This is a genomic window from Bremerella sp. JC817, from assembly GCF_040718835.1.
In the GTDB taxonomy this organism is placed as follows: domain Bacteria; phylum Planctomycetota; class Planctomycetia; order Pirellulales; family Pirellulaceae; genus Bremerella.
The window spans coordinates 53517-67168 of sequence record NZ_JBFEFG010000247.1 but is presented as its reverse complement, the minus strand read 5'-3'; the positions used below and the strand labels follow the sequence as shown (position 1 = coordinate 67168).

Below are 13652 nucleotides of genomic sequence, written 5' to 3'. Positions count from 1 at the left end.
TCCTTGAGCCCAGCCAAGCCCGTTGTCCTTTGTTTCATGGCCCATCCTGACGACGCCGAGATCTTGTGCGGGGGCGTTCTGATTCGCCTCGCATCGCTGGGCTGGGAGGTGCACATCGCGACTTCGGCCAATGGCGACTGCGGCTCGGATAAGCTTTCGCGTGAAGAAATTGCCGCGATTCGCAAACAGGAAGGCAGCGACGCGGCGACACTGATCGGCGGCACCTATCACTCGCTGGCCGAGCCAGACGTGAATGTCGTCTTCAGCCAAGAGACCAACCGCAAGGCAATCAATCTCTTTCGTCAGATCGGTCCGCACCTGGTGATCACGCACCCGCGCGAAGACTACATGCTCGATCACGAACAAACCCATCTTTTGGCTCGCAGCGCCGCGTTCAGCTTTCCGATTCCGAACGCTTCGACACTGCCCTTGCCGGCCGATGCCCATATTCCGCACCTCTACTACGCCGATCCGATCGAAGGCAAGAATCCCTACACCGGCGAGATGGTCACGCCAACAGTGACAATCGATGTGTCGGAGGTGATCGAAACCAAAGCCGAGATGCTCGCCTGCCATGCTTCGCAGCGTGAATGGTTACGGGCCCATCACGGCATGGACGAATATATCGACGCCATGAAGCGGCATTCCGCCCAACGTGGCGAGTTGATCCATAAGCCCTACGCCGAGTCGTTTCGGCAACATCGCGGACATGCGTTTCCGCAGAACGACTTGCTCGCAGAACTTCTCCCCTGATGCCGCCTCCGCTGACAACCTCCCTCCTCCAGACGCAAGGAATCGACGATGGCCCGACCGATTAGCAAAGTGGCACCGCAGTGGTGGGACTACACAACGCTGGACGAACACCTGTTGGCCGATGCCGCCAAACTGACCGCCGACGATCTGCTGCAGCTCTCGCGTCCCGGCTTCGAGGTTCGTATCTTCGATACGCTGGAAGAGCTTTACTGCGCCGAAGCCCTCGAATACATCGAAGCCTGGCAGCAAAGCACGCCTGACAATCCTTGCGGCATCTGTGGTCCGATTGGCCCGACCGAACAGTTGCCGCTCGTCGCGCGGATGGTTAACGCCCTGAGGCTCAACCTCAAGAAGCACGACGCTCACTTCTGGGGCATGGACGAATGGGTCGACGCGAACGACATTCCAGTCGCGGTCGACTTTCCGTTGTCATTCGCTAAGGCAGACAAAGACCTTTGCTTTGACCGTATCGATTCCAAGCTGGCAATTCCAGAAGCGAATCTGCACTTCCCGACCGGTGACCTCGATGCGTATTCCGGTTCTTACGACGACATCCGCTGCGTCGTGATGCAAGGAGGCCAGGGCGAAGTCAAACACTGGGCCTTCAACGATCCCCCCAAACGCGAAGGAGATTACGTCGACGCTCCGCCGCCGCCACAAGTGTACCGAGCCCTCGGGACGCGCGTGACCGACTTGCATCCGATGACTGTTATTCAGAACGCTCGTACGAGCGGGGGTGGATACGTACCAATGGTCCCAACTCGGGCCTGCACCGTCGGACCAAAAGAAACCTGGAAAGCAGAACGCGTTTCGATCTGGCACCCAGGGCATCACGACAATCCGTTCGGCATTCGGCTGTCCGCCTTGATGATCAGCAAAGGGATCGCCGACACCAGCGTTCCGATTTCGCTGCTGGCCGATCACCCGAACGTCACGTTCAGTTACTATCGTGGTGGCATCGGTGTGGTTGAAACGGAAATGCACTAAACCACTTCGCCCCGCCAATCAGCCTTGGCAATCATCGCCAACTCAGCGATGGTTGCTCGCGGTAAGTGCACCTAACTACTACTCTTCGCCGACAAGCGTTCATGGAAATCAGCAACCCAAGCCCCGAAGTCGACTCCAACGACGAGCAGCACTTGAAGATGCTGTCGATCTTTTATTACGTGATGGCGGCGTTCGACGTCCTGGGCTTGATCGTGTTGGGAATTCAGTTGTTGTTCGTCTTAGCGTTTACTTCTGGGGGACCGCAGCCGGAAGCGATGCGTCCCTTTGGCGCGGTCTTCATGCTCTTCATCCTGGTGCTGATGGGCATCAACCTGATCATGATCGTCGGCAACTTGTTGATTGCGATGCTGCTTCCGAAGCGTCGGAATTACACGGCTTGCATGGTGGTAGCTGGTGCCACCTGTTTGATGTTTCCCCTGGGAACGGTCCTGGGCGTCTTCACCATTTTGGTTTTAATGCGACCGAGTGTTCAGCAATCGTTCGATCACGGTTATTGAGCGAAACACCCGCAAACCGAGCCAATCGCCGGTTTTATCCGTAGATAAGCCGCATTCGCATTGTCGGGGCCGGCATATCTTGCCCAAAATGGCATGAGAGTTGCACCTTTGCAACGTACAACAATCACATGCCGTAACGAGGATGCGCACCATGGGGGTGATCAGCGACTTTAAGAAGTTTGCGCTGCGGGGAAACTTGATGGACATGGCAGTCGGCTTCACGGTCGGCGCCGCATTTACTTCGGTGGCCAAGAGCCTGGTGAGTGATGTCATCATGCCTCCGCTTGGCTACGTTTTGGGCAGCAGCGATTTCTCCGACTTGTTCCTTGTGTTGAACCAGAAGGAAACAGATCCATCGATCACGACGCTGGCCCAGGCCCAAGCCGCTGGTCTGACGACGATCAACTACGGGCTGTTCATCAACAATATCATCTCGTTTTTGCTCGTCGCTTTCGCCATGTTTCTGCTCATCCGCATGGTGAACCAGCTCGATAAGAGGCTGGAAGACACCTTCGGTGGTCAGAAGCCGGAACCAGGCGACCCTGAAAACAAGAAGTGCCCTTACTGCTTGTCGACGATTCCTTACCGGGCAACGCGTTGCGCTCATTGCACAGCGGAACTACCGGCACTGGAAGCAGGGCAAGGCGCGGCAACCTAACAACCATGTCACCCGTTTTTGAGTTTAACATAGGACCATGGCACCCATTAAGATTTTCAACACAACACCGGCAACGTATGGGCAAGACTACGAACGCGGCTGGATCGGCTTTAATCATGCCGGCAGTTGGTTCTCGAAGGGTATTGCTCAGGTTCAACAGTGGAAACAGATTTCGGACGTCACGGTTTCGCACGTTTTTGTAGTTACCGGCGAAGACGAATGCGTCGAAGCGGCGTATCCCAAGGGGGTTGTCCGCTCGAAGCTGAGCGTCGAGTACTGGCCGAAGGACGACCGCTACGTCATCTTCCGTAAGCCAAAAGGTTTGACGGCGGATCTGGCCGATCGCATCGCGGAGACGGCGGAAGAACAACTCGGGACCGACTTCGACTACACCACCACGGCCAATCTTGCGTTGCAGAAGAACTTCTTCGGCTGGATCGTCAATTGGCTGACCTCGGAAGAAGCGAACCGGGCGGTCGATTCACTAATCGAAGACGACAGCCGCTGGCTCTGCAGCGCTCTCGGGGCGTATTGCTTGAAATCTCAGCCTGAGTATGACGGCAACGGTGTTCTCGAACAGCAGCCAGGCATGATCACGCCTCAGGAACTATTCGAGTCCGACGAACTGTTCGAACCGGTTGCCCGCACCGACGGTAGTATCGCGCCGGTCCGCGTCAATTAAAGAGCGATCATGAACGGAATCTGGATAACGTCCGCTATTTTAACGGTCGTCTTGATTGGGTTTGCAGCGGGAATACGGATCCTCGTTCGCAAGCTGCTCAGCGGGACCTACAAGGCGGGCGAAATCGTCGATCCTTATCGTCCCCGCAACTTCTCGCTACCTGCACCGCAGCGTGTGGAGTTCTCCGGCGAAAAATCAACGATGCTGCGTGGAAGATTCTGGCAAGGTTCCAGTGACAAAGCGATCGTTGTCGTGCATGGCATCGATGGCCCTTCGCTTGAAATGATGCCACACGTTTCGTACTTATACCGCGCTGGCTACAGCGTCCTGCTGTACGACAACCGTGGGCGTGGCGATAGCGAAGGGGGATTTTCGACCCTCGGCTTTCTCGAATGGCGTGACGTGCTACATGCCGTCGATTGGATACGCCGCCAGCCAGGAGTCGACCCACGATTGGTAGGTCTGCATGGGCTTTCGCTCGGCGCCGCGTGTGTAATTATGGCTGCCGCGAAAGATCGTGATATTCGAGGTGTGCTGGCTGAAAGTCCCTTCGTTTCCATGACCATCATGTTGGGACATGTCGCGAACAAGCTAACCCGCGCTCCTCGCAATTTGATTGGTGGATTCCTGCGGACAATCGTCGACTGGTCGCTCGGTACGAAACTGCGTCTGGTGGAACCTCGCACGGCGGTCAAAGAGATCTCGCCTCGGCCGATCTTTATTATCGATGCGGAAGAAGATCAGCTCTTCCCGGAGGACACCTCGCAAACTGTATACGATTCGGCTGGACCTCCCAAGACATTCTGGAAAGTGAATGGGGCCTCTCACGCAAACTGCTGGCATACGCGTCCTGAAGAATACGAACAGCGAGCAATCGAGTTTTGGGAGGAAGTCTTTCGTGGTGATTTGGCCGCCGGCAGCGACGAAGATGCCGAAACGCAACACGAAGCGATCTCCGCCGAAGAAGACGCCACCAAGCGGCATTCTGTGAAGAGCTACTCTTCCGATTGAATCGCCTGACGGGTTCGCTCGGGGTCTTTCGCCATGCGAAGCCGCCAGAGCAGTTCTTCGATCGAGACCGGACGAACGTCGTCTCCCAGCTTCTCCTGGCACCAATGAGCAACCACATGCCCACGCCGGGCTCCACGTCGTTCGGCACCTTGCTGCCGCACTTCTTCCTCCTCTGGTCGGTTGGCATCACGAAACCACGACCACGCATGAACGATCGTCCAAGCGAGTTGATCTTCGGGCTTGGTTGCTGCCGTCAGATCGCGACGAACCATCGCCGCGACTTCGCTTGGTGAACCAGTGTTCGGCCGATTGCTTTGAGCCCACAAGGCATAACGACAGGTCATCACCGGCAGCTGGCTCCCCTGACCGTTGTCGACCCAAAACACCCTGCCCTCGCCTCCTTCGTACGGCGAGTACTCGATCGCGATTATCCCGACCAGGTCTGGCATGCGTCGGGCCAATGTTTGATAGGCACGCTGAGCCTCTTCGCTGTCGATGTCCCACATCAGCAGACTCAGCACGCGGGTATCGGTCGCCTTCATCCAGGCCGCCAAGCGGATGGCGTATTGATCGAGCAAATCTGCTTCGTCGCGTCGTCGTCCGAAACAATCGAGAAAGATATATCCGCCTCCGAACTCGACCAGCGAAACATTCCGTCGCCTCGTTTTCGCGAGGTAGTCGGCAGCCACCGGCGCCGCTTGAGCGAGCGGAATCGTCGGGGTCGTCCAGGAAAAGGGCAACCAACCATGGGTCGGATCGTCCCAGAACTCGCGACGTGAAGTCTCGGTGAAATCGCCGAGTGCCCATTGAACGTTGTCGCCGTCGCTCATCACCATCGCATGGCATGGGCCCTGCCACGACCAATCGATCTTCGCAGGATCGATGCCCCCGACCTTTGGCAAGTTTTGTTCGTCGTAGGCAACCGACAGCAGCGGAATCCCACGAGCCCAATCCGAAACCGTCAGCACGTGACCATATTCCGAGAACTGACGAACCTGGGCACCTTCATCGCCGGCATTCCAGCCAAGCACACTGCTAAGTGGCTTTAGCCAACGCAAGATCTGCGGAACTGGCTTCGCCTGACCATGGATGACCAGACAGCGATGGGCAATGGCGAGCTCGCGCATGAACGGCTTGCGCGGATCCTGAGCCAGAATCAAGCTTCGATTGAACTGGTCGCGATACGTTTCAAAGCAGTCCGCCAGCGTCATCTGCCGGGCATCGGCGAGTTTCTCGAAGCCAAGTTCCCGGATCTGTTCTTCCAAGCTTTCGTCAACCAAGATCGCTCCTAAAACACCGCATAGCGCCGTGGCGACGTTGACTGATTCGTCGATCTTGTCGCGGACCTGATGCTCGGCTCCTTCGGATCGATCGAGCCGCATCAACACGTAGCCCTTCACCAGATCACGCTGCTGACAGCGAGCCAACAACTTCCACACGTCGAGCTGCCCTTGGTCGACGATCCCTGTCCGCGCGATCGTCTCTCGATACCAACGCCGGTAAGCCGGATGATTGGTTTCGATCCAGATCAGTTCGTCCGATCGCTCTTCGTTGACTGCCTGAGCGGCGAGCCCCGACAGCGATTGCAGCAACATTGAAAGAGCCCCGAAGGTTCCTTGCGATTGCTGGCCATCTTCGCCATGCACCACCGGCAGATCTTCGATCAGCGTCGTACGAATGACCGAGGCCGGCTTCTTTTGAACTGGCCACCAGCGGACCAGGGCATCGCCGCCAGATGATGCCGCAGCCTCTTCCGCTTCGGCGATCGAATCGAGAAACGGCAAGCTGCCGGAAGCGAGCAAAGATGCCAGGAAGTGACGACGATCGATCGCGGAAATCGACTGCATAGAACTCACAAGATTGCGAACAAAGTCAGAGGAAGCCTGGTCGTCGGCTGAAAGTGCCGATGGCAAGCATGAATCACCAGCTTCTTAGTTTACTTTGCAGACTACCGAACGATCAGGGAGCCTGAGGCAGATTTGCGACAGAAAGATTTCGGCCGACTAAGCGGTGGGCTCGGCCGAACGGCTGTCGAGAGCTTCCGCAATGATCATGTCGGCCAGTTCGCGCGTCATTCGCTTGGTATCGCGGTTCTGGGTCACGTGCCGGGTTACGTACGCCCCTTCAATGATCAGGCAGAGCTTGCGCGAAAGGTCCTCTGGCTGTTCAACGCCACAGTTCCGAGCCAACTGCGTGATGAACAACTCGACCGTCATCTTGTTGCGGGCGGCGGCCTGGAAGACCGGTTCTTGCGGTAAAGGGAACTCCATGGCGGCACGAACGAAGAAACAGCCATGAAATTTTTCGTCATCGAGGAACATATCGACGAGATCGAAAATCGAGCGAAGTTGCCCTTCCGGTGTCGGACCACCTCGCTCCCAGACGACCTTCTGGCACATCGAATAAAGCCAGTCCCCTTTTTCGTCTAGCGCAGCTAACAAGAGGTCGTCTTTCGACTCGAAGTGTTTATAAAACGCGGTCTTACTGATACCTACGTCGGTCAGGATCTGGTCGATACCGACATTGCGAAAGCCATCGCGATAGAAGCGGTTACTCGCGGCCTCGATCAAGCGATCTCGAGTTGGCACTTTGACCATAATTTCCCCCTTAGCACTTTTGCCCGACTCTTAGGTGTACCACGAGTCAACCAGAAGTGTACCAGAAGTAAACGCGACGAATCGCCTCCTTCCCCGATAATGCCGTGTCTTGGCACTGGTCGCCGAGATGAATCAACAACCACTCGTTCATTCGACTACACGAAAAGGTATCCGATCATGGCACGAACATTCACCTTCCTTTACGCGATCCTTGGCTACTTGGGCTTCCTGGCAATTGCCGCGTACTTCATGGCGTTTCTCGCAGGCATCCTCGTTCCCGTGACCATCGATACGCCTTCAAGCCTTCCGTTGGCCGGCGCGATCGCTGTCGACGTTGCCTTGATCTTGCTGTTTGCTGGCCAACATTCGACCATGGCGCGGCCAGGATTTAAGCAGATGTGGACAAAGATTGTCCCAGCCCCGATGGAGCGAGCCACCTACGTTTTCGCATCGATCGTCGTGCTGGCGATTGTTATGGGCTGCTGGCAAGGGATCGACATGGTGATCTGGGACGTTCAGAACCCTGCGATGCGGACGTTGTTGTGGGGGTTATACCTGATCGGATTTACGATGGTCCCGGTCGTCAGCCTGATGATCAATCACTTCGATCTGTTTGGGCTGCGTCAGGCCTGGCTGCACATGAAAGAACGCGAATACAGCCCGCTGCCATTTCGCACTCCCCTGCTCTACAGCATCGTTCGTCACCCGCTGTACCTGGCTTGGACGGCAGCCTTCTGGTTCACGCCGACCATGACCGCTGGCCATTTGTTGTTTGCCATCGGCATGACCGCCTACATGGGCCTGGCCGCGATCGTCGAAGAACGTGACCTGGTCGAGTTCCATGGCGACGACTACCGCGAGTATCAACAGACCGTGCCGATGTTCATCCCACGACTCTTCGGTCGCAAGCCAGGCAAGGAAACACTGGTTGCCTAACCACCTTGGTGAAAGACGATCCGCGGAACTATGATGAACCGCTGGCGGACCTGCGTGTCTTAGCCAGCGGTTCTTTCTTTTGTCACCCTGCGATTGCCCCATGATCGAATACAACATCGAGCCAGATCTTTCTGTCGACGAGTATCTGGATGTGCTTCTACGTTCCACGCTGGCCGAACGTCGTCCTGCCGACGATCGTGAGAAGCTGAGCAAGATGGTCGCCAATGCCGACATCCTGGTGACTGCCCGAAGCGAAGGCCGATTAATTGGAATCGCACGCAGCATGTCCGACTTTGCCCACGCAACGTACCTGGCCGATCTGGCGGTGGACGAAGCGTTCCAGAAGCAAGGCATCGGCAAAGAGTTGATCTCGCGAACCCATGAAGCAGCCGGCAAGCACACCATCTTGCTTCTGTTGGCAGCACCCAAGGCAGCCAGCTATTACCCGCACATTGGCATGGAAAAGCACGACTCGTGCTGGATCATTCCGCGCAGCTAAGCGTCAAAGCGGCAACGATCAAGTTAGCGGGATCTCGAGTCCGTCGTAGGCGAGTTCCATCCCTTCGGGCAACCAATGATTGGTTCGCTCGTGCTCGAGTCGGCAAGAGATATGGGTAAAGTAGGTTTGCTTCGCCCCGATCTTCTGCGCCGCTTCCACCGCCTCTTCGACCGAGAAGTGAGTCGGATGCGGATCTGGCCGCAGGGCATCGAGTACCAAGTAGTCAAGCCCTTGCAACTTCTCCCAACTTTCATCCGGGATCTTGTTGGTGTCGGTGCAGTAGGCAACGTTGCCAACGCGAAAGCCGAGCACCTCGAACTTGGGCCCATGCTGCAGGCGAATCGGAATGATCTCGCTGCCAAGGGCTTCGAATGGAGCGGTTCCGATCTCTCGCATATCGAGGGCCGGCCGCGAGCCGATGTGGGTTTGGACCCCGTTGCTGAAGGCGTAGTCGTACACCTTGCGAATCTTGGCGTCGACGTTCGGTTCGCAATAGATAGGAACCGCGTGCCCTAAATAGAACTGAAAGAGCCGCACGTCATCGAGGCCGAATAAGTGATCGGCGTGGCTGTGCGTAAATGCCACGGCATGGATGATGCCAATCCCGTTGTTCAAAAGCTGCGTCCGCAGATCTGGCGGCGTGTCGATCAGCAGGTTCCCCCCCGGCAGGCCAAAGATCACGCTGCAGCGGAGGCGTTTGTTCTTGGGATTCGTGCTCTGGCAGACATCGCATCCACAGCCAACCACTGGCACTCCCATCGAAGTACCGGTCCCAAGAAACAGGAGCCGTCCAGCAATGTCGCGCGTGACGATATCTTTCTTGGGTGAACTCGGAGGAGGAGACTGGCTCATTCTAGGTCTTTCGGGTGGACGTTGGCTGGCCTGAGAATCGCAAATGGCAGCAGCCGACGCAACCCCCAGGCAGGTGCGTGCCCAACGCGGGCGTAACCTCGTGGTGTCAAAATGCTTCTAAGAGAGAAGGAACCGAGATTGGTGCCAGGCTACCAGCTTGTTTGCTATCATTTCCCAGCGCGAAACTTCACGAAATCTACGCTAGCTGGGTAAGCGAGAGTGATCCTCGAGCGAATATCATGGTAGCAAGCTGTGCCGGCACCAGCCTTCAAGCGCGGTTGACCCCCTTCAACAATCCCTATAATCTACGAGATGGGAAGGGTTTGCGCGCACGGTTCAGTTGCGGCGGTGTCTACAAATCAGGTCTTGTTTCGCCTCAGCTAGTGCTTTTTTCATCCCCACCCCAGGTGATATTCTGCGATGGAGATTTTGGAACAGATTTGGGAAAAGATCAGCCTCTTTTTCGGCGGTCTTCTTAGCGGCTTCGAACGGTTGATCACGTCGACCTTCGGATCTTCTAACGCCCGATATATCAAGAAGATACAGGGGCTCGTTGATGCCATCAACGAACTGGAACCCAAGTACGAAGCCCTCTCGGAAGAAGAGCTTCGTGACCAGACCCGTCTCTTCAAGCAACGTCTCGCCTCGGGCGAAACGCTCGACGACATCCTTGTCGAAGCGTTCGCTGTCTGCCGAGAAGCAGGTAAACGCTTCCTCGGGATGCGGCATTACGACGTTCAGCTCATTGGTGGTATCGTTCTGCACCGCGGCAACGTGGCAGAAATGGTCACCGGTGAAGGTAAGACGCTTGTCGCCACACTTCCGGCGTACCTGAACGCCCTGGAAGGTAAAGGCGTCTTCGTCGTGACGGTGAACGATTATCTCGCTCGCCGCGATATGGAATGGATGGCACCGCTTTATCGCGGCATGGGCCTGACCGTGAATGCCATCCAGAACGACATGTCGGTTCGCGACCGCCAGCAAGCCTATAACTGCGATATCACCTACGGTACGAACAACGAATTTGGCTTCGACTATCTCCGCGACAACATGCGGGGCGCCGCGCGCGGGGACGATCGCTTCCCGAAAGAATACCAACAGTCGCAAGGCCGTTTGCATTACGCCATCATCGACGAAGTCGACAACATTCTGATCGACGAAGCCCGAACTCCGCTCATCATCAGCGGTCCGGCCAACGTCAGCAAAGACAAATATGGCGACGCGGATCGCATCGCTCGGACGTTGAAGAAAGACCTGCACTTCGTCGTCAACGAGAAAGACCGCACCACCAACCTGACCGAAGATGGTGTTCGCGAAGCAGAACGCCTGGCCGGTGTCGAGAGCTTCTATACCTCGGGCAACATGGAGTGGCCGCATCTGATCGACAACTCCCTGCGAGCCCATTACCTGTACAACCTCGACGTCGACTACGTGGTCGAAGATGGCAAGATCGTCATCATCGACGTTCACACTGGTCGTAAGATGGAAGGCCGTCAGTGGAGTGACGGTATGCATCAGGCCGTCGAAGCCAAAGAAGGCGTGAAGATCAAAGAGGAGACGCAGACCCTCGCGACGATCACCCTGCAGAACTTCTTCAAGCTGTTCGACAAGCTCTCTGGTATGACCGGTACCGCTTTGACCGAAGCGGGCGAGCTCTGGAAGATCTATAAGCTGGACGTGATCGCCATTCCGACCAATCGGCACATGCAGCGTATCACGTACACCGACGTCATCTTCATGACCGAGCAAGAGAAGTACGAAGCCGTTGCCGACGAGATTGAACGCACCAACAAGTGGGACGTCGTCATGTTCAAGAACGGCGACGAACTGTGGGGCGATATCCTGGAAGAAACCGACGCTTCGATCAAAATTCACCCGAAGGGTCAGAAGCAGCCGACCACCGTCGATCGCAGCAAGATCAAAGCAATCCAATACAAAGGCCGCCCCGTCCTGGTCGGTACTGTCAGCATCGAAAAGAGCGAACGGCTTTCGCGACTGCTTGACAAACGCGGCATCAAGCACGACTTGCTCAATGCCAAGCAACACAAGCGCGAAGCGGATATCGTGGCCCAGGCCGGTCGCATCGGCGCCGTTACCATCGCCACCAACATGGCTGGTCGTGGTACCGACATTATCCTGGGTGGTAACCCAGAAACGATGGCATGGGCTCAGCTACAGCACAAATACCCAACCCGTCTGGATGTCCCGCAAGAAGAATGGGACGCGCTGGTCAACGAGATTGAACAGCGAGAACAGATGAAGGCGATGGGCAAGAAGGTCAAGGAACTGGGCGGCTTGCACGTGCTCGGTACCGAACGACACGAATCGCGTCGTATCGACCTTCAGCTTCGCGGTCGTTGTGGTCGTCAAGGCGACCCAGGTAGCTCGCGGTTCTTCCTCTCGCTGGAAGACGACCTGATGCGAATCTACTTCGGCGACTGGGCGAAGAACTTCATCCAACGTATGCCAGCCGCCATGCGGCCGCAGCCGGGCGACGCGATCGAAAGCAAGATGATCATGCGTCGTATCGAGGGTGCCCAGAAGAAACGCGAAGAACAAAACTTCGAGGCTCGTAAGAACCTGCTCGAATACGACGAGGTGATGGACGAGCAGCGCAAGCGTGTTTACACCTTCCGCCAATTGATCCTGGAAGGTGGCGACAGCCGTGACCTGATCATGGACATGGTTGGCGAACAGGTCGATTACCACGTACGCATGTTCATGGAAAAAGACTTCGGCGTCGAAACGTTCGCCAAGTGGGCCGGTAGCGAATTGGCTTGCGAACTGCAAACCCGCGACCTGCGTGGGCTCGACTTCCCAGCTGCCGAATCGTATGCCAAGGATGTTGCCCAGCGTGCCGCCGAAACGAATATCATGGCGTCGATCGACGAGAACCTGCCCGACAGTGAAGACGAGTCGGAATGGAACTGGGGCGCGATGGCTCGCTTCGCCAATGGTATGTGGAAGCTGAACCTCAACGATCGCGATCTGAAGAAGATCGGCCGTGGTCAGGTCGACGAGTTCCTCGTTGCCAAAGCCCACGAAGCGATCGACAAGATTGACCTGAGCGATGGCGAGAAGTTCCTGGATAAGGACTTCGGCCTGAACACGCTGAATCACTGGTGCCACTACAAGTTCGGTTTCAACATCGACATCGAACAACTTCGCGACAAGGCAACCTCTGCCGTTGTCCAGCAAGTCCAACAGAAGGCGATTGAAGTTTACGACCACAAAGAAGCGGTCTATCCGGTTCTGACGGGTATGTATAAGTTCAGCGACAAGAGCGGCGGTCATGCTCGCCTCGATCGCGAAGGCCTGCTCAACTGGGCCGGCAGTCGCTTCGAGACGCCACTCGACACCGAAGAATTCAAGAGCAAGCAGCGAGAAGAAATCCAGCAACTCCTCATCCCGCTCAGCGAGCAGCACAAGAACGTCGCTCGCGAGAAGATGCGAGTTGTCGAAGACAAAGTCGAACAGCTTTACCAGGACCACCAGGTAGACCAGACACTGTCGGTCATCAGCGGTGGCAATGGCAAGCTCGGCTCGCTGAAGGCTTGGATCCAGACGAACATCTCGGCCGACATTCCGGAAGAAGAACTGGAACAGCTCGACAAAGAACAACTCGAAGCACGCCTGCTGCGAGAAGTTTACGAGCGATACCGTCCGGAAATGACCCGCATGGAACGAAGCGTCCTGCTCGAACTGATCGACACCGCCTGGAAGGATCACTTGCTGGCGATGGACCATCTTCGTTCAGCCGTCAGCTTCGTCGGTTATGCCCAGGTCGACTCGAAGGTGGAATTCAAACGCGAAGGCATGCGTCTGTTCGAGCAGATGTGGCGCAGCGTAGGCGAACGTGTTACCGACCTGGTCTTCAAGGTTGAAAACTTGAATGAAGAGTTCGTCAGCTCGACCTGGAAAGAATCGGAAGCACGTCACGACTCGGTCGCTGGCTTGGGGGACATGGCTCGCGAACAAGAGCAGGCCATCTCGAACACCCAAGGCGAAGTCGAAGTGACCGCTCCGATTCGTAACGTCGGCGAAAAGATCCGCCGCAACGATCCATGTCCATGTGGCAGCGGCAAGAAGTACAAGGCCTGCTGCATGAAGCAGGACTCGGCAACGTAAGCCCAGCAGGGCAACTTCCCTCGTCCCAACT

General features: G+C 56.4%; 12 protein-coding genes. 9 read left to right on the top strand and 3 right to left on the bottom strand.

What is annotated here, in order from left to right; translation table 11 throughout:
• The first annotated feature begins 3 nt into the window (after positions 1-3).
• From AB1L30_RS03330 to AB1L30_RS03305, 6 genes are all read left to right on the top strand, one after another.
• Complete coding sequence (locus tag AB1L30_RS03330) at positions 4-753, top strand: PIG-L family deacetylase (RefSeq protein ID WP_367011952.1); 750 nt, start codon at positions 4-6, stop codon at positions 751-753.
• A gap of 48 nt (positions 754-801) precedes the next feature.
• Entirely contained in the window at positions 802-1740 is a 939-nt protein-coding gene (locus tag AB1L30_RS03325; RefSeq protein ID WP_367011950.1) for a glucosamine-6-phosphate isomerase, read from the top strand.
• Positions 1741-1841: 101 nt separating this feature from the next.
• On the top strand, positions 1842-2258 hold the full coding sequence (locus AB1L30_RS03320) for a hypothetical protein (protein ID WP_367011949.1): 417 nt from the start codon (positions 1842-1844) through the stop codon (positions 2256-2258).
• A gap of 151 nt (positions 2259-2409) precedes the next feature.
• Positions 2410-2916 carry a large conductance mechanosensitive channel protein MscL gene (gene mscL / locus AB1L30_RS03315; protein ID WP_367011947.1) on the top strand — a complete coding sequence of 169 codons (507 nt, stop codon included), beginning with the start codon at positions 2410-2412 and terminating at the stop codon, positions 2914-2916.
• 37 nt (positions 2917-2953) lie between these two features.
• The gene (locus AB1L30_RS03310; protein WP_367011946.1) at positions 2954-3598 is read left to right on the top strand and encodes a hypothetical protein; all 645 of its coding nucleotides are present in this window, start codon (positions 2954-2956) and stop codon (positions 3596-3598) included.
• Positions 3599-3607: 9 nt separating this feature from the next.
• Positions 3608-4609 (top strand): alpha/beta fold hydrolase, encoded by a 1002-nt coding sequence (locus AB1L30_RS03305; protein ID WP_367011944.1) that lies wholly within the window; start codon positions 3608-3610, stop codon positions 4607-4609.
• Here AB1L30_RS03305 and AB1L30_RS03300 read toward each other — a convergent pair.
• Entirely contained in the window at positions 4594-6456 is a 1863-nt protein-coding gene (locus AB1L30_RS03300; protein WP_367011943.1) for a hypothetical protein, read from the bottom strand. The genes AB1L30_RS03305 and AB1L30_RS03300 overlap by 16 nt on opposite strands.
• Before the next feature lie 156 nt (positions 6457-6612).
• Positions 6613-7206, bottom strand: a complete 594-nt coding sequence (locus AB1L30_RS03295) for a TetR/AcrR family transcriptional regulator (RefSeq protein WP_367011942.1) — start codon at positions 7204-7206, stop codon at positions 6613-6615.
• A gap of 177 nt (positions 7207-7383) precedes the next feature.
• Between AB1L30_RS03295 and mddA the strand changes: the two genes are divergently transcribed.
• Positions 7384-8142, top strand: coding sequence for a methanethiol S-methyltransferase (gene mddA, locus AB1L30_RS03290; RefSeq protein ID WP_367011941.1), 759 nt, complete (start codon positions 7384-7386; stop codon positions 8140-8142).
• A gap of 100 nt (positions 8143-8242) precedes the next feature.
• Entirely contained in the window at positions 8243-8641 is a 399-nt protein-coding gene (locus tag AB1L30_RS03285) for a GNAT family N-acetyltransferase (protein WP_367011940.1), read from the top strand.
• Positions 8642-8659: 18 nt separating this feature from the next.
• Here AB1L30_RS03285 and AB1L30_RS03280 read toward each other — a convergent pair whose 3' ends face one another.
• On the bottom strand, positions 8660-9493 hold the full coding sequence (locus AB1L30_RS03280) for an MBL fold metallo-hydrolase (protein WP_367011939.1): 834 nt from the start codon (positions 9491-9493) through the stop codon (positions 8660-8662).
• Positions 9494-9913: 420 nt separating this feature from the next.
• Between AB1L30_RS03280 and AB1L30_RS03275 the strand changes: the two genes are divergently transcribed.
• A complete protein-coding gene (locus AB1L30_RS03275; RefSeq protein WP_367011937.1) occupies positions 9914-13621 on the top strand; it encodes an SEC-C metal-binding domain-containing protein in 3708 nt (1235 codons plus the stop codon).
• Positions 13622-13652 lie beyond the last annotated feature (31 nt).